The organism is Microbacterium sp. T3-8 (assembly GCF_055398145.1).
Map to the genome: position 1 here is coordinate 1221560 of NZ_AP027918.1, position 16541 is coordinate 1238100.

At 69.6% G+C, this 16541-nt stretch carries 17 protein-coding genes; 14 read left to right on the plus strand and 3 right to left on the minus strand.

From position 1 onward, the window contains the following. Positions 1-5: 5 nt before the first annotated feature. Positions 6-944 (minus strand): Ppx/GppA phosphatase family protein, encoded by a 939-nt coding sequence (locus tag ACZ5Y9_RS05785; RefSeq protein WP_464472522.1) that lies wholly within the window; start codon positions 942-944, stop codon positions 6-8. 36 nt (positions 945-980) lie between these two features. Here ACZ5Y9_RS05785 and coaA point away from each other — a divergent pair, with 36 nt between their 5' ends. From coaA to ACZ5Y9_RS05840, 11 genes are all read left to right on the plus strand, one after another. Then, a complete protein-coding gene (coaA, locus tag ACZ5Y9_RS05790) occupies positions 981-1925 on the plus strand; it encodes a type I pantothenate kinase (protein ID WP_247623191.1) in 945 nt (314 codons plus the stop codon). A 62-nt stretch (positions 1926-1987) separates the two neighbouring features. Continuing rightward, positions 1988-3835 carry a glutamine--fructose-6-phosphate transaminase (isomerizing) gene (glmS, locus tag ACZ5Y9_RS05795; RefSeq protein WP_247632761.1) on the plus strand — a complete coding sequence of 616 codons (1848 nt, stop codon included), beginning with the start codon at positions 1988-1990 and terminating at the stop codon, positions 3833-3835. Positions 3836-3887: 52 nt separating this feature from the next. Beyond that, the gene (locus tag ACZ5Y9_RS05800; RefSeq protein WP_247623189.1) at positions 3888-4247 is read left to right on the plus strand and encodes a holo-ACP synthase; all 360 of its coding nucleotides are present in this window, start codon (positions 3888-3890) and stop codon (positions 4245-4247) included. Beyond that, positions 4244-5350, plus strand: coding sequence for an alanine racemase (gene alr / locus ACZ5Y9_RS05805; protein WP_464472523.1), 1107 nt, complete (start codon positions 4244-4246; stop codon positions 5348-5350). Before ACZ5Y9_RS05800 ends, alr begins: the two co-directional genes overlap by 4 nt. Continuing rightward, positions 5347-5832, plus strand: a complete 486-nt coding sequence (gene tsaE / locus ACZ5Y9_RS05810; protein ID WP_247955714.1) for a tRNA (adenosine(37)-N6)-threonylcarbamoyltransferase complex ATPase subunit type 1 TsaE — start codon at positions 5347-5349, stop codon at positions 5830-5832. The genes alr and tsaE overlap by 4 nt, the downstream gene beginning before the upstream one ends. Positions 5833-5898: 66 nt before the next feature. Continuing rightward, on the plus strand, positions 5899-6522 hold the full coding sequence (tsaB, locus tag ACZ5Y9_RS05815; RefSeq protein WP_464472524.1) for a tRNA (adenosine(37)-N6)-threonylcarbamoyltransferase complex dimerization subunit type 1 TsaB: 624 nt from the start codon (positions 5899-5901) through the stop codon (positions 6520-6522). Beyond that, positions 6519-7010, plus strand: a complete 492-nt coding sequence (rimI, locus tag ACZ5Y9_RS05820) for a ribosomal protein S18-alanine N-acetyltransferase (protein WP_464472525.1) — start codon at positions 6519-6521, stop codon at positions 7008-7010. The genes tsaB and rimI overlap by 4 nt, the downstream gene beginning before the upstream one ends. Beyond that, complete coding sequence (gene tsaD / locus ACZ5Y9_RS05825; protein ID WP_464472526.1) at positions 7007-8074, plus strand: tRNA (adenosine(37)-N6)-threonylcarbamoyltransferase complex transferase subunit TsaD; 1068 nt, start codon at positions 7007-7009, stop codon at positions 8072-8074. The genes rimI and tsaD overlap by 4 nt, the downstream gene beginning before the upstream one ends. Next, positions 8071-8565 (plus strand): hypothetical protein, encoded by a 495-nt coding sequence (locus ACZ5Y9_RS05830; RefSeq protein WP_464472527.1) that lies wholly within the window; start codon positions 8071-8073, stop codon positions 8563-8565. Before tsaD ends, ACZ5Y9_RS05830 begins: the two co-directional genes overlap by 4 nt. A 6-nt stretch (positions 8566-8571) precedes the next feature. Further along, positions 8572-9615 (plus strand): hypothetical protein, encoded by a 1044-nt coding sequence (locus ACZ5Y9_RS05835; RefSeq protein WP_464472528.1) that lies wholly within the window; start codon positions 8572-8574, stop codon positions 9613-9615. Next, complete coding sequence (locus ACZ5Y9_RS05840) at positions 9612-10727, plus strand: hypothetical protein (protein WP_464472529.1); 1116 nt, start codon at positions 9612-9614, stop codon at positions 10725-10727. The genes ACZ5Y9_RS05835 and ACZ5Y9_RS05840 overlap by 4 nt, the downstream gene beginning before the upstream one ends. Position 10728: 1 nt before the next feature. Here ACZ5Y9_RS05840 and ACZ5Y9_RS05845 read toward each other — a convergent pair whose 3' ends face one another. Further along, the gene (locus tag ACZ5Y9_RS05845) at positions 10729-11928 is read right to left on the minus strand and encodes a THUMP-like domain-containing protein (protein WP_464472530.1); all 1200 of its coding nucleotides are present in this window, start codon (positions 11926-11928) and stop codon (positions 10729-10731) included. A 139-nt stretch (positions 11929-12067) separates the two neighbouring features. On the opposite strand from ACZ5Y9_RS05845, the gene groES reads away from it, so the two are divergent. Beyond that, a complete protein-coding gene (groES, locus tag ACZ5Y9_RS05850; RefSeq protein WP_017203655.1) occupies positions 12068-12364 on the plus strand; it encodes a co-chaperone GroES in 297 nt (98 codons plus the stop codon). Between the two features lies 1 nt (position 12365). On the opposite strand, the gene ACZ5Y9_RS05855 is transcribed toward groES, so the two are convergent. Further along, positions 12366-13946 (minus strand): polysaccharide pyruvyl transferase family protein, encoded by a 1581-nt coding sequence (locus ACZ5Y9_RS05855; RefSeq protein WP_464472531.1) that lies wholly within the window; start codon positions 13944-13946, stop codon positions 12366-12368. 229 nt (positions 13947-14175) lie between these two features. On the opposite strand from ACZ5Y9_RS05855, the gene rarD reads away from it, so the two are divergent. Further along, on the plus strand, positions 14176-15111 hold the full coding sequence (rarD, locus tag ACZ5Y9_RS05860) for an EamA family transporter RarD (RefSeq protein ID WP_247623178.1): 936 nt from the start codon (positions 14176-14178) through the stop codon (positions 15109-15111). Positions 15112-15243: 132 nt separating this feature from the next. Continuing rightward, on the plus strand, positions 15244-16500 hold the full coding sequence (locus ACZ5Y9_RS05865) for an ABC transporter substrate-binding protein (protein ID WP_247632748.1): 1257 nt from the start codon (positions 15244-15246) through the stop codon (positions 16498-16500). Positions 16501-16541: the final 41 nt, after the last annotated feature.

Below are 16541 nucleotides of genomic sequence, written 5' to 3' on the forward strand. Positions count from 1 at the left end.
CGAGCTCAGGTCGGGGACTGACCCAGCTGCTCGATGTAGCGCAGGAGCACTCCCTCGCGGAGCGCCCACGGCGAGACCTCGAGCTCGTCGACCTTCAGGGCGGTCATCGCCGTGTGCAGCGAGACCGCGGCGGCGACGATCTGGAACGTGCGATCCGGTGTGATGCCCGGCAGCTCCTGCCGGGCCGACGCGGGCAGGCGCGCGAGGCGAGGGATCCAGGATCCCAGCGACGCGCGGGGGAGCAGCATCCGCTCGGATCCCGACCACCCGGGCACCGGGTACCCGACGAGGCGCGCCAGAGAGCGGATGGCCTTCGACGATCCGACCACGTGGTCGGGGCGGGGGAGGTCCGCGAAGCGGGGCAGCACCTGATCGAGGGTGTCGCGCGCGTGCGCGCGCAGACGCTCGACGTCGTCCTCCCCGGGCGGATCGTTCGGCAGGAACTGGACGGTCATGCGTCCGGCGCCCAGCGGAACGGATGCCGCGGCATCCGGGAGCTCCTCGCCACCGGCGGCGATCTCGAGCGAACCGCCGCCGATGTCGAGGAGCAGGATCTGACCCGCCGACCACCCGAACCAGCGCCGCACCGCGAGGAACGTCAGCTCGGCCTCGGTCTCGCCGTCGAGCACCTGCAGCGGCTGCCCGAGAGCGGTTTCGATCCGTGCGATCACCTCCGCACCGTTCGCGGCGTCGCGCACCGCGCTGGTCGCGGTGGCGAGCAGGGCATCGACGCGCTCCTCCTCGGCGACCCGGCGGGCCTGCGCGACCGCCCGCTCCAGTGCGAGGACCCCCTCTTCGGAGATCGAGCCGTCGGGCAGCAGATACCGCATCAGGCGCAGCACCGAGCGATCGCTCGTCGTCGCGAGCGGACGCCCTCCCGGCCGCACGTCGGCGGCGAGCATGTGGACGGTGTTGGAACCGATGTCGAGGACTCCGAGGCGCACGCGTAGAGACTACCGTCGCCCCGATACGATGGTCGGGTGACCACCGTCGACCCCACGCAGCCCCTCTCGCCGTACCGAGAGATCGGGCGGGCGGAATGGGCGCGACTGGCCGCCGACCTCGATCAGCCGCTCAGCGAGACCGAGGTCGTGGAGATCCGCGGCATCGGCGATCGTCTGAGCCTCGACGAGGTGCGCGAGGTCTACCTGCCCCTCAGCCGCCTGCTCAGCCTGTACGCGACGTCGACCAAGCGCCTCGGCGCGGCGACCAGCTCGTTCCTCCAGGAGGAGGACTCGACGACCCCGTTCGTGGTGGGTGTGGCCGGCTCCGTCGCTGTCGGGAAGTCGACGATCGCCCGTCTCCTGCGCGAGCTGATGAGCCGGTGGCCCGGCACGCCGCGTGTCGAGCTGGTGACGACCGACGGTTTCCTCTATCCGAACGCCGAGCTCGAGCGTCGCGGCCTGATGGAGCGCAAGGGCTTCCCGGAGTCCTACGACCGCCGCTCGCTCATCGAGTTCCTCACCGAGGTCAAGAGCGGTGCGCCCGAGGTGCGCGCGCCCTTCTACTCGCACATGCGCTACGACATCGTTCCCGACGCGCACGTGGTGGTGCGTCGCCCCGATGTCGTCATCGTCGAGGGGCTGAACGTGCTCCAGCCGCCGGCGGCGCCGAACGACGTCGCGGTCAGCGACCTCTTCGACTTCTCGATCTTCGTCGATGCCGACAGCGACCACATCGCGAACTGGTACGTCGAGCGCTTCCTCGCCCTGCGCGAGGGTGCGTTCAGCAATCCGTCGTCGTACTTCAACGTCTTCGCGCACCTCACCGATGAGGAGGCGATCACGACGGCCCTCGGGTACTGGAACGAGATCAACATGCCCAACCTCGTCGAGAACGTGATGCCGACCAAGCATCGCGCTCGTCTGGTGCTGAACAAGGGCGCGGATCACTCGGTCGAGAGCGTGCTCCTGCGCAAGCTCTGACCCCGTCGGGCGGGTTCGATTGTTCGGACGGCTCGCAAAAAAACGCGCCTATTCTTGACGGCATGTGTGGAATCGTCGGATACGTGGGCCCGCGCCCCAGCCAGGACATCCTTCTCGCCGGTCTCGCCCGCCTCGAGTACCGCGGATACGACTCCGCGGGCGTCGCGGTCATCGACGGCGACGGAGCGCTCGGCATGCGCAAGAAGGCGGGCAAGCTCAGCGCTCTGCGCGACTCGCTCTCCGACGCCCCGCTGCCCGACGGCACGACCGGTATCGGTCACACCCGCTGGGCCACCCACGGCGGCCCGACCGACGTCAACGCGCACCCGCATCTCGCCGACGACGACAAGCTCGCGCTGATCCACAACGGCATCATCGAGAACTTCGCGTCGCTCCGCGATGAGCTGGTGGCCGCCGGCGTCGCGTTCCGCAGCGAGACCGACACCGAAGTGGCCGCAGCCCTGCTCGGCCGCGAGTACGCGCAGAACGGCGGCGACCTGCAGCTCGCGTTCCGCAGCGTCGTCAACCGCCTCGAGGGCGCGTTCACCCTGCTGGCCGTGCACCAGGACCACCCGGGGCTCGTCGTGGGCGCCCGCCGTAACTCCCCGCTCGTGATCGGCCTCGGCGAGGGCGAGAACTTCCTCGGTTCCGATGTGGCCGCTTTCGTCGAGCACACCCGCCACGCGCTCGCGATCGGTCAGGACCAGATCGTGTCGATCACGCCCGACGCCGTCACCGTCGTCGACTTCGCCGGTACCCCGGTCGAACCCGAGCCCTTCGAGGTCTCGTGGGATGCCGCCGCCGCCGAGAAGGGCGGATGGGCGAGCTTCATGGCCAAGGAGGTCTCCGAGCAGCCCGAGGCCGTCGCCAACACGATCCGCGGGCGCATCCACGACGGCCAGGTCGTGATCCCCGAGCTCGACGGACTCGACGACCTCTTCCTCGGCATCAATCGCGTCATCATCACCGCGTGCGGCACCGCCTCGTACGCGGCGCTCGTCGGCAAGTACGCGATCGAGCAGTGGGCCCGTGTCGCCGTCGACGTCGAGCTCGCGCACGAGTTCCGCTACCGCGACCCGGTGATCGGCGCCGACACCCTCGTCGTCTCCATCAGCCAGTCGGGCGAGACGATGGACACGCTCATGGCAGTCAAGTACGCCCGCGAGCGCGGCGCACGCACGCTGTCGATCTGCAACACGCAGGGCGCGACGATCCCGCGCGAATCGGATGCCGTCGTCTACACGCACGCCGGCCCCGAGGTCGCGGTCGCTTCGACCAAGGCCTTCTCGGCGCAGATCACCGCCCTCCTCCTGCTCGGTCTGCACATGGGGCGCGTGCGCGGCTCGGTCGCCGACGCGTCGACCGACGTCGACGAGCTCAGCGCCCTGCCCGACAAGATCGCCCGGGTGCTCGCCGATGAGAACGAGCACGTCTCCCAGCTCGCCGGGTGGATGGCCGACACGCGCTCTGTGCTCTTCCTCGGCCGCCACGTGGGTTACCCGATCGCGCTCGAGGGCGCGCTCAAGCTCAAGGAGATCTCGTACATCCACGCCGAGGGCTTCGCCGCCGGCGAGCTCAAGCACGGTCCGATCGCGCTCATCGAGCCCGGGCAGCCGGTGTTCGTGCTCGTGCCGTCGCCCCGCCACTCGGCGCTCGTGCACTCGAAGGTCGTCTCGAACATCCAGGAGATCCGCGCTCGCGGAGCCCGGGTCATCGTGATCGCCGAAGAGGGCGACGCCGCCGTGCTGCCCTTCGCCGACGAGGTCATCCGCATCCCGCTCGCCGGCGCGATGTTCGAACCGCTGCTCGCGGTCGTCCCGCTGCAGATCTTCGCGATGGCGCTCGCCACGGCGAAGGGGCTCGACGTCGACCAGCCGCGAAACCTCGCGAAGTCCGTCACCGTCGAATGAGCCGGGTTCGCGGTGCACGGGTCCGACCGTGCGCCGCGAGTAGGCTGGAACCGTGATCATCGGGACCGGCATCGACCTCGTCGACATCCCGCGATTCGAGCGGACCCTCGAGCGCACCCCTCGTCTCCTGGAGCGTCTCTTCGCGCCCGCGGAGCGGAGCCTCCGGCTTCCGTCGCTCGCTGCCCGGTACGCCGCGAAAGAGGCGCTGATCAAGGCGCTCGGCGGCTCGGACGGCGTGCACTGGACCGAGATCGAGATCGCATCGGAGGAATCGGGGCGGCCGTACTTCGTGCTGTCGGGATCTACGGCCGACGTGATCGTCGAGCGCGGGATCGCGACCCTGCACCTCACGATGAGTCATGACGCGGGACTCGCGACCGCATTCGTCGTCGCCGAGGGAGGCCACCTGTGACCGTTCCGTTCCGCGAGGCATCCGTCGATATCGATGCGATCGCCGACAACGTCCGCCACTTCCGCCGTCTGACCGGTGTGGAGGTCATCGCCGTCGTGAAGGCCAACGCCTACGGTCACGGAGCGGCCTCCGCCGCCGTGGCTGCACTGGCCGGCGGCGCGACGAGGCTCGGCGTCGCCGAGATCCCCGAGGCGCTCGAGCTGCGCCGGCAGGGGATCACCGCCCCGATCCTCGCGTGGCTGCACGCGCCCGGCGAGCGTTTCGACCGTGCGGCGGCCGAGAACATCGAGCTCGGCATCTCCTCGTTCGATCAACTGGAGGCCGCCGCGGCGGTCGCGAGCGTCGATCGCCCCGTCGCCGTGCATCTGAAGTTCGAGACCGGTCTCTCGCGCAACGGCATCGCCCCGGCGGACTGGGCGCGGGTGCTCGCCGAGGCCGCCCGGCACGAACGCATCGGACGTCTGCGGGTGGTGGGGCTCTTCAGCCATCTCTCCAACACGTCCCTCGACGACGATCGCGCAGCTCTGGCGAAGTTCGAGGAGGGGGTCGAGGTCGCGGCATCCCTCGGCATCCATCCCGAGATCCGGCACATCTCTGCCACGGCCGCCGCGATCGACCGGCCCGAGATGCGGCTCGATGCGGTGCGCATCGGCGTTGGCATCTACGGGCTCTCGCCGTTCGACGACCGCACCTCCGCCGAGCTGGGCCTGCGTCCGGCGATGACGCTCCGCGGAGCCGTCGCCGCCGTGCGCCGGGTGCCCGCCGGCACCGGCGTCTCGTACGGCTACGACCATCGCACCGACCGCGACACGACTCTCGCGCTCGTGCCGCTCGGATACGCCGACGGCGTGCCCCGGCACGCCTCGGGTCGGCTGCCGGTCTCGATCGGGGGGCAGCGCTTCACCAACGTCGGCCGCATCGCCATGGATCAGTTCGTCGTCGACGTGGGAGACACCCCGGTCTCGATCGGCGATGAGGTCGTGCTGTTCGGCGACCCCACGCTGGGTGTGCCCTCGGCCGCCGACTGGGCGGATGCCGCCGACACGATCAACTACGAGATCGTCACCCGCATCGGAGCGCGCGTTCCACGGAGGACGACATGAGCGTCGATCCCGCCTTTCTCGGGCGCCGTGAGGTCGCCTCCTCCGACGACATGGAGCGCCTGGGCTTCCTGATCGGCGAGCAGCTCGAAGCCGGCGACCTGCTGATCCTCACGGGTCCCCTCGGTGCCGGGAAGACGACCTTCACGCGCGGCCTCGCCGAGGGGCTCGGTGTACGGGGGCCGGTGCAGAGCCCGACGTTCGTGATCGCACGCACGCACCCGTCGCTGGTCGGCCGAGCGCCGCTCGTGCACGTCGATGCGTACCGGCTCGGCTCCGGAGCCGAGCTCGACGACCTCGACCTCGATCTCGCGCGATCGGTCGTCGTGGTCGAGTGGGGACGCGGCATGGCGGAGGACCTCGCCGATGCCTGGTGGGACATCGAGCTCGAGCGTCCCGTCGGCGATGACGGCGGCGAGATCGATCCGGCCGAGCTCGACGCCGATGCGCCGCGCTACTTCACCATGACGCGCATCGAGGCCTGAGTCCCCTCGCGCCCGGCGCGACAGCCCGACCGACGGCCACCCGTGAACGGCGACTACCCTGGAGAGGTGATTCTCGCCGTCGACACCTCCCTGGGCAGCGCCGTCGCGCTGATCGATCCCGACGGCGCGCGCCGCGCCGAGGCGGGCACGAGCGACCCGCTCGGGCACGCCGAGGTGATCGGCGACCTGCTCGTCGAGGCGCTGGCCGCATCGGGCGGCGACGACGTCTCGCACGTCGTCGCGGGCATGGGCCCCGGCCCCTTCACCGGACTCCGCATCGGGATCGCCGCCGCCCGGGCCTTCGCGCTCGGTCGTGGCATCCCCGTGCTCCCCGTCCCCAGCCATCACGCAGCGGCGCTCACGGCGATCGAGACGGATGCCGTCACCGGGCCGTTCGCGATCGTCACCGACGCGCGACGACGTGAGGTCGCGATCACGGTCTTCGACGGCGTCGACGCCGACGGACTTCCGCGAGTGCTCGTCGACACCGTGCTCGTTCCGGTCGTCGACGCGGACCCGCACCTCGACGGCATCCGCCGGATCGACGTCGCCGCGCTGTCGGCCGTCGACCTCGCTCGCGTCGGCGCCCGCGCTCACGCCGCCGGTCGCGAACTCGCAGGCGCCGAGCCCCTCTACCTCCGCCAGCCCGACGTGAAGCAGCCGGCCGCCCCGAAGCGGGTGGGGCTGTGACCCTGCGCGATGCGACCGCCGCCGACCTCGACGCGATCATGGGGATCGAGCGGCGTTCGTTCCCGACCGACGCGTGGAGCGCCGAGGCGATGGCCGCCGAACTCGTCAGCGAGCACGGGCGCTACCTCGTCGACGACGAAGAGGGCTCGGTCATCGGCTACGGCGGTGTGCGCGCGCTGCGCGGCAGTGCGGACGCCGACATCCAGACCATCGCGTTCGACGCCGACCATCGCGGGGAGGGGCGGGGACGGGCTCTGCTGCGCGCCCTGCTCGATGTCGCGCGCGAGCGCGGGGCGCGCGAGGTGTTCCTCGAGGTGCGAGCCGACAACCCGTCTGCGGAGGGGTTGTACCTCTCAGAGGGTTTCGAGGAGATCGGACGACGCCCCCGCTACTATCAGCCGGATGATGTGGATGCGATCGTGATGCGGCTCGTGCTGCGCAGGTCGCCCGGGAACGACTCCGACACGGGGAGCGAGGTGAGCGCATGAGCGAACCGCTGGTGCTGGGGATCGAGACGAGCTGCGACGAAACGGGCATCGGGATCGTGCGCGGACGCACTCTGCTGTCGAACACGATCGCCTCGAGCATGGACGAGCACGCCCGCTACGGGGGAGTGGTGCCCGAGGTAGCCGCCCGCGCGCACCTCGAGGCCCTGCAGCCGTCGATCGACGCGGCCCTGGCCGAGGCGGGCGTGGGTCTCGCCGACCTCGACGCCGTCGCCGTCACGAGCGGGCCCGGTCTCGCCGGCGCGCTCATGGTCGGTGTCGGGGCGGCCAAGGGCCTCGCGGTCTCGCTCGACAAACCGCTCTACGCGGTCAACCACCTCGTCGGGCACATCGCCGCCGACATCCTCACGGCCGATTCCGAACCTCTCGAGTACCCGACGATCGCGCTTCTCGTGTCGGGCGGGCACACCTCGCTCCTGCATGTTCGCGACCTCACGACCGACGTCGAACTCCTCGGGGAGACGATGGACGACGCGGCGGGAGAGGCGTTCGACAAGGTCGCCCGTCTGCTTTCGCTTCCGTACCCCGGTGGGCCCGAGATCGATCGGGCGGCCGTCGACGGAGACCCGAAAGCGATCCGCTTCCCGCGCGGGCTGTCCCGCGCCTCCGACCTGGCGAAGCACCGCTATGACTTCTCGTTCTCGGGGCTGAAGACGGCGGTCGCGCGCTGGGTCGAGAAATGCGAGGCCGACGGCGTCGAGGTGCCGGTGGCCGATGTCGCGGCGAGTTTCCGCGAGGCGGTCGTCGATGTGCTCGTCACGAAGGCGCTCGCCGCCTGCGCGGATCTCGGCGTTCCCCGACTGCTGCTCGGCGGGGGAGTGATCGCCAATCGCCGCCTGCGCGACGTCGCCCTCGAGCGCGCAGCCGCGGCGGGCGTGACGGTACGCATCCCACCGCTCTCGCTCTGCACCGACAACGGGGCCATGATCGCGGCGCTCGCCGCCGAGCTGATCTCCTCCGGCAAGCAGCCGTCCACGCTCGCCTTCGGCGCCGACTCGACGCTTCCGGTGACGGAGATCCAGGTCGCCGAGGCGGTCACCGTATGACCGACTCCACGGAGCCGACGCCCGCACCGGGGACGCCCACGCCTTCACCGACTCCGCGCATCGACCGGCCGAGCGGCGAGGTCGAGAGCCCGGCAGGTTCCGCACGACTGCCCGGAGCGCGTCGCGACGGATACACGCGGCTGCCGACCGGCCCCGTGGGCATCGAGCCCGTGGTCGTGAGCGGTCCGGATGCGGACGACCCGACGGGCCGCACCGCGTGGGCGCCCGCCGAGACCGAGATGGTCATCGATGACGCCCGCCTCGCTCCGTGGGCGCTGCTCGCAGCGATCGTCGCCCTCGGTGCCTCGTTCTTCGTCGGCTGGGGCCTGCCGGTGGGGGTGGTTGCGATCATCGCGTCGATCATGTCGTTGCGTCGACCGGTCGAGAGCCGGGGGATGGGTCGCTGGGCGCTCGTGCTCGGGCTGACCGCGACGGTGTACAGCCTGGGCTGGCTCGTCTGGGCCGGCATGCAGTTCGAGAGACTGGGCTGACGTCGGATGCTCGACGCCGAGGAAGCCGTCGAACTGCGCGCCCTGCAGGCGCGCGCCTACGGGCGTGAGGGCGGATTGACCACCGCTGAGATGGCACGTCTCGAGGAACTCGGTTCACGTCGTGACCGGGACCCGGATGTCGAGCATCCCTCCGGTCCGGAGCCGGTCACCCCCGGCGGCGAGGTCGCCCCGTCGGAGATCGATGCACACCCGCACGACCAGGAGAGCGCGGAGAATCCGTCCATCGACCGGCCCCGTCGGTCGGCGATACGACGGACGATCACCATCGCGGTCGCGATCGTCGTGGTCTTCGGGATCGGCACGGTCGCCGGCTGGCTGCTCACGCGGCCGGCCGAACACGTCATCGTGATCAGCGAGGCGCAGCAGCAGTGGCAGCAGCGCCTCGTCGACGGCGGCGAGTACGACGCCGGTTCGATCCGAGTCATGGCGGTCGAGGCCGACGTGGTCGTGTGGGCCGCGACGAAGGGGGACGGGGCCTCCACATGCCTCGTGTTCAGCGATGGCGAAGTGTACCGACCGACGTGCAACGGCACGGATGCGGTGCGCTCCTCGGGGATGGATGCGGCGTTGACCGTCGACGTCGATGACGAGCTCAAGCGCCAGGTGTCGGCGCAGCTGTTCCTGACTCTCGACGGACGCCCGGCGGTGCTCTCGCAGAGCTTCCTCTACGGCGAGGCCGACGACTACGGCATGCTCTACGACGAGGACCAGTCGCGAATCGCCGAGAATCTGGTGGCACTCGGGTTCGAGCGGACGAGTCTGTGGATCGCCGGGTACGACCGCGACACTCCCGTATGGTCGGCCACGCGCACGGCGACAGGACAGACGTGCGTGATCTACGACGGCTCCGGGGAAGCCCCGCTTTCGGTGTGCGACCCGAACGCCGCGGAGGAGGCGGGTGCCCGGTCCCTGGCGTTCGAACGCCCGGATGAGGAGACCGGAGGGACGACCCGCATCACCTATGCCTACGGGGCGGGGCCGTCGTACCTCGAGATCGCCCGGGAGTCGGCGCCGGGAGAAGCGAAGTGAGCACTGACGGCGAACTGCGAGATCTGCAGCGCAAGGCGTACGGCCGCGCAGCCGCGCTGACGCGAGACGAGGCCAGTCGTCTGCGTGAGCTCGAACAGGGTCGTCGCACCATCATCCCCGGATCCGCAGACCCGTTCCCCGAGAGGATCCATGCGGTTCCACGCGCGACGGTGACCGCTCCGGCATCCGATCGTCCGACCGACTGTGCGCCGAGCCTCGAGGAGTCCCTCGCACTCGGACAGGTGGAAGAGGCGGATGCTACGGAGACTGCCCCCATCGACGCACGAGAACCGGAGGCGGCTCCGAAGACGCGCGCGGTGCTGCGTCGGCACTGGCGGTTCGTGACGGTCTCCGCAGTGCTGCTGCTCGCACTGGGGATCGGTATCGGCTGGGCCGTCTTCGCGCCGCCGTCCGATGCGATAGCGCTGACCGCGGAGCAGCAGGAGCGGCGTGCTCTTCTCGAAGACGAATCCGACTTCGATCCCGGCACGCTGCGTGCGGTCGGGCAGGACGACGACTCCGGTGCGATCGTCTGGCTGGGCACCAAGGGCGAAGGGGATCTGACCTGCGCCGTCGTCGATGTCGACGAGGCGACGCAATCCCAGTGCCAGCGCACGTCCGATTTCCAGAACGTCGGAATCAACGTCGCGGTCATGCGCCCCGGCGAGACCGTCGACGAGGTGACCGCCGTCTTCACGACGATCAATGCGTACATCGTGGTCGCCACCGACGGCGATCCGATCGCATCGATCCAGCAATGGGACTCGTCGTCATCGATCCTCGCCCAGTTCGTCGGCGACGAGCGCACGCGGGCCGAGGAACTCGTCGCGCAGGGCTTCGAGATGAACCTGAGCGTCGTCGGCTACTTCCGAGACGAGCCGGTCTGGATGGCGAATCGATACGGCGAGACGGTCGAGCCCGAGGCCTGCCTGATCGTCGATGCCGCACAGCTCGATGCGGTCTGCCTGCCCTCCACGACGGCGATCGACGTCGGCCTGTCCACTTTCGTGTCGGACGACGGATCGGGTTCCGGGCCCGGCTCGTCGCTCACTCTCGCCTTCACCGCGAGCCAGACGCCGTACCTGACGATCACCGAAGCCCGAGCGGGCTGACCTACTCGGCGGCGGACACCCGGTCGGCGAGGATCGCGCGGCGCTGGTCTCCGACCCGCACCAGGATCAACGTGGCCGAGGCACCACCGCGCAGCGTGAGCTTCTTGCGGAACTGCGCCGGGTCGATATCGACTCCGCGCTTCTTGATCTCCAGCGTGCCGATGTCGTTCGCCCTGAGCACGGCATTGATCGCCTTCGGGTTCGCGGCCATCGTCTCGCGCACCCGGAAGGACTGCACGAAGGGGCTGGTGAGCGCGGCATCCGAGGTCAGGTAGGCGATCTTCTCGTCGAGCATGCCGGCATCGAGGCTGCGGGCGACGTCGCCGATCAGACGAGCCCGGATCACCGCTCCGTCGGGTTCGTGCAGGAAGGCGCCGAGCGGGCGCACCTCGGCGTCGACGGCGTCGGCGCCGGCGGTGAGTTCGTGCGAGCGCTCGCCGCGGATCACGAGCGCGGCGCGGCGCACGCCGGCCCGAGCAAGAGCCCCGGTCCAGAGCACGAGTTCGACCACGCTGCCGTCGGCGCTGACCCACTGGGCCTCGGCATCGGCCGGCAGCGCATCGCGATCGTGCGCGGGGCCGAGCTTGATCCCGGTCGGCACGCGGGATGCGAGCGCGAATGCCCAGTCCAGCGAGGGGGAGTAGTCGTCGGGCGAGACGCGACGGGTCTCGCTGTGCCCGGCCGTGCGCCGGGCGGGGTCCATCCACACCGCGTCGCGCCCGTCGAGGTCGGCGCTCTCGGCCGTGCCGTGCTGAACGGTCGCGCTCTCACCGAACGGGGCGAGGTTGTACGCCGCGATCGCCGCGGTCACCGGGTCGGCGTCGACCGCGAGCACATCGAGACCGGCTCCGGCGAAGGCAAGGGCATCGCCGCCGATCCCGGAGCCGAGGTCGGCGATGCGGGTCAGCCCGGCGCTGCGCATGCGCTGGGCGTGGCGGGCGGCGACGCCGAGACGTGTGGCCTGCTCGAGGCCCGCGCGGGTGAACAGCATCCGCTCGGCGAACGGTCCGAACTTCACTCCCGCCTTCGCACGCAGGTGCGCCTGGCCGACCACGGCCGAGACGAGTTCGGGGGAGTGTCCGTCGGCCCGCAACCGCGACACCGCGCGCGTGACCTCGTCCGTCGACTCGACGCTGCCGAGCGCATCCAGCAGCTCCAGTCCGACGGGGGTCAGCAGCGCTTGCAGCTCAGACATCTCCACTCGCTCAGCCTACGCGGGCGGCGGGGCTGGCACTCGCGTTGCATGAGTGCCAGCGAAGCGCCTACACTGGCGTTAGCACTCTCGGGTTGAGAGTGCGAACAAGTCTTTCGTGTCAGCGTCAAGAAAGAAGAGGTAGACCGTGTCGGTTTCCATCAAGCCGCTCGAGGACCGCATCGTCATCAAGCAGGTCGAGGCCGAGCAGACCACCGCGAGTGGCCTGGTCATCCCCGACACCGCCAAGGAGAAGCCCCAGGAGGGCGAGGTCGTGGCGGTCGGCCCCGGTCGCATCGACGACAACGGCAACCGCGTTCCGCTCGACGTCGCCGTCGGCGACCGCGTGCTCTACAGCAAGTACGGCGGCACCGAGGTCAAGTTCGGTGCGGACGAATTCCTCGTCCTGTCGGCTCGCGACGTCCTGGCGGTCGTCGTCCGCTGATTCAGCGTTCCCGAGAAGGGGCCCGGATGCTTCGGCATCCGGGCCCCTTCTCGTCAGCGCGCGGCGGAGTCGTCGCGCCCGCGCCGTCGGAGCGACGACGGTCGGGGAAGTCGCAGCGCATGCGCCACGGAGGTGAGGCGCGATCCGATCTTCCACGACGTGCTCGTCTCGATCTCGTGCAGCCGTGAACGCAGGCTCTCGAGCTCGGTTTCCGCTTTCTTCCGTCGAGCGTGTGATTCGGCGAGTTCTTTCTCGACGGCCTGCCGGGCCCGACGCTGCTCATCCCTGTCGCCGGCGAGTCGGAGGGCCTCGGCTGCGCGCTCCTTGCCGAAGCGCACCGCCTCGGCATGCTCGTGCTCGAGTCGCATCGCTGCGATCTGGAGCTGGGTGACCTCGTCGATGCGGATGGCGAGAGCGTCGCTCTCCGGCGCGTCGTCCGCTTCGGTGAAGACTGCCAGGGCGTCGACCACGCTCTTGCGCGCGGAGTCCGCGAGGGCCGCGGCATGCGCAGCATCCGCTCGTGTTCGAGTGCTGCGGTCACGGCAGCAGGAAGGCTGGAGGGCTCGATGCCGAACGGGAAGTCCGCGTCCCAGGTTTCGGCGTAGACGTCGACCTTCGGCTTGGCGATGCTGAGGCGCTTCGTGCCGTAGGCGCACGCGAGGATGCGGCCGTGCAATGAGCTGCCGATCCAGAGGGAGGCCGTGGCGATCTCGCGCACACGGTCGTCGATCGAGCGTGCGTCGCTGAGGGCGATGTCCCAGTCCGGGCGCTCGGCCGAGACCCGGTCGATGAGTTCGCGGTAGCGCTCGATCGAATCGTGCGCGGGCGCTGATCCGGCGACGAAGAGCCGGATGGGATGATCCCCGAGTTCCGAGCACGCGACGATGGCGTCGGTCCATGCCTCGATGCCGTACGTGCGGATGTGTCCTTCCGACAGCTGAAGGAGCACGGAGCTGTCGCGGGGTGCATCGATCGGTAGGACCGACGCGATCGTGTGGACGAGGTCGGGCGCGAGACGGTGCGGGATGCCGAGGCGCTCGAGCAGTTCGGCGGACTTCGGATCACGGACCGAGATGTAGCGCGCTTCGCGCAGGGCGCTCGTGGCGACGGCGGCACGCCAGGGAGTCAGGCCGCCGATGCCCGAGACTCCGACGGAGTTGAGCACCAGGCGCGCCCCGCGGTTGCGGGGGAACGCGCTCGGTCGCGGCACGTACGGCGACTCCATCCGTGCGTTCATCACCTCGTCGAGGAGCGCGTCCTGTTCGGCCGCGTCGAGCGACGAGAACCGCGTCCACTCGGCGTCGTCGACGGCGGTCCGGTAGACGTACTCTCGCTGCGTTGAGCCGACCTCGCCGCCGACGGTCCAGATGCCCGTGGCGGGCTTCTCGGTGAGGGTCGGGCCGGTCGCGGTGATCCGCCGCCCGAGGAGCGCGGACATGTCGACGGCGATCGGCGCGGTGTACTCGACATCGACGATGCCGCGCGCGAAGTGATCGGCGACGACGAGGAAGAGCAGATCGCCGAGGTTGTCGCGTTCGTAGGCGCCGCACGCGACGACCGGGGGGAGCGTGTGCGGGGGCACGGCACGTCCTTCGGGAGACCGCCGCCGTCGGGTGCGGAGGCAGGGCTGTCCGCGAGGGGAATCGCGGAATCGCGAGGGCTCAGGCGATGCCGATCAGTATACCGATCGGCCATTTTGGACCCCGGGAAGAAAGCACAGCATCCGCCACGCGGCATCCGATTCCTGCCGAAATCATCCGGCAGGCCACGGAACCACCAGTGGATGCGCACCGCGGGCATAGTGTTGTGCGGTGAGTTCCGTCCCCCGCGCTTCGTCGAGCCAGACCTCCGGAGTCGCCTACGCGGGCGGTGCCTATCTGCTGTGGGGCGTGCTGCCGCTGTACTTCCTGCTTCTCGTGCCCACGGGGCCGTGGGAGGTCGTCGCCTGGCGAGTGCTGCTGTCGTTCGTCTTCTGCCTCCTGCTCCTCACCGTCATGCGGGGCTGGACCGCGTTCCTGGCGATCATCCGGCGGCCGAAGCTTCTCGGCTGGACGGCGCTCGCGGGCCTGCTCATCTACGTCAACTGGCAGGTGTTCCTCATCGGCACCCTGACGGGCAACGTGGTCGAGACGAGCCTCGGGTACTTCATCAACCCGATCACGACGGTGCTCCTGGGCGTGTTCGTGCTGCGCGAGCGGATCCGCCGGCTCCAGTGGGCGGCGATCGGGATCGCCTCGGTCGCCGTGGTCGTGATCATCGTGGCCCACGGCGAGTTCCCGTGGATCGCCCTCTCGCTGACGGCCTCCTTCGGTCTGTACGGACTCATCAAGAAGCAGATCGGGCCGGCGGTGGATGCCGTCAGCGGTCTGACCCTCGAGTCCTTCTGGTTGATCCCGATCGCCGTCGTGCAGCTCATCCTGGTGGCTCAGACCCCGGCGGGCCTCACGATGGGCGTGAACGGCGGATGGCACGCAGTGCTCTTGGCCTGCGCCGGGATCGCGACGGCCGTGCCCCTGCTTCTGTTCGCCGCCGGTGCGCGCCGGATCGATCTCACCGTCATCGGGATGATCCAGTTCATCACCCCGGTGATGCAGTTCGTCATCGGCGTCGTCTTCCTCCACGAGCCCATGCCGGCCGAGCGCTGGGCCGGTTTCGTGATCGTCTGGATCGCGATCGTCGTGTTCGTGATCGACCTGCTGCTCGCCGCGCGACGAGGGCGAAGGACCGCTCCCACGCCCATCGTCTGAAACCGGTATTCCACCGCGTAGCGGATCGTTAACGCACCGAAACACTTGCGACCCCTACGGAGCGCTTCTGCGCCCTAGGGTTAGAGCACTCGACTGTGGTCACGTCCACGCTCAGTTACGCAAGGGAGCATTATGAAGGCACTGAAGGGTTCGCGCACCGCGAAGATCTTCGCAGGCATTGCGCTTGTCAGCGCGTCTGCCCTCGTCATCGCGGGTTGCAGCAGCACCCCGTCCGATGACTCGTCCGACGGCGGCGCGCCCGCCACCGATCTCACCCTCAAGCTCGGCTCGCTGCTGCCGAAGACGGGGTCGCTGGCATTCCTGGGACCGCCCATGGAGTCCGGTGTCGGACTCGCGGTCGAGGAGGTCAACGCGGCGGAGGCCGGCATCACCATCGACCTCACCGCCGAGGACGAGGGCGACACCGATACCAAGGCGTACGAGACGTCGATCGAGAAGCTGCGCAACGCTGACGTCAGTGCGATCGTCGGTGCGGCCGCCTCCGGTGTCTCGAAGCTGGTGCTCGACGGAAACGTGAGCGCGGGGATCCTCCAGATCTCGGCGTCGAACACGTCCCCCGACTTCACCGCCTGGGAGGACGACGGACTCTACTTCCGCACCGCCCCCAGCGACCTGCTGCAGGGCGAGGTGCTCGGCAACCTGATCGCCGAGGACGGCGCCAAGACGCTCGGCATCATCTACCAGAACGACGCCTACGGCACCGGCCTGAACGACGCGCTCACCACGACGTTCGAGGGCACCGGCGGCGAGGTCGTCGAGTCGGTCTCGTTCAACGTCGGCGACGCGCAGTTCGATGCGCAGGTCGAGTCGATCAAGGCGCAGAACCCGGACGCCGTCGCGATCGTGTCGTTCGAGCAGTTCAAGACCATCGCGCCGCTGCTGGTGAACGCCGGCATCTCGGCTGACAAGTTCTACATGGTCGACGGCAACCTGTCCGACTACGGCGACGAGATCTCGGTCTCGCTCGAGGGCGCGCAGGGCACGAAGGCGGGCCCTGCACTCGAGGACGACTTCACGGATCGCCTGCAGGCGTCGTGGACGGCTGCCGGCAACCCCGAGGTGAAGGACTTCACCTACGCGGCCGAGGCCTACGACGCCGTGATCCTGGTGGCGCTCGCGTCGCTCGCGGCCGGTTCGACCGAGGGCGCCGACATCGCGGCCAAGATGCAGGAGGTCTCGGGCGGTTCGGGCGACGGTGAGAAGTGCACCAGCTTCGCCGAGTGCGCCGAGATCATCAACGACGGCGGCACGGCCGACTACGACGGCTACTCCGGCGACGTGACGTTCGACGAGAACGGCGACCCGCAGGGCGCCACGATCGGCATCTACAAGTACGTCGCGGGCAACACCATCGAGCGCACCAACTGATCGCATCGATGAGTTGATCGACCGATCACTCGGAAGGCCCC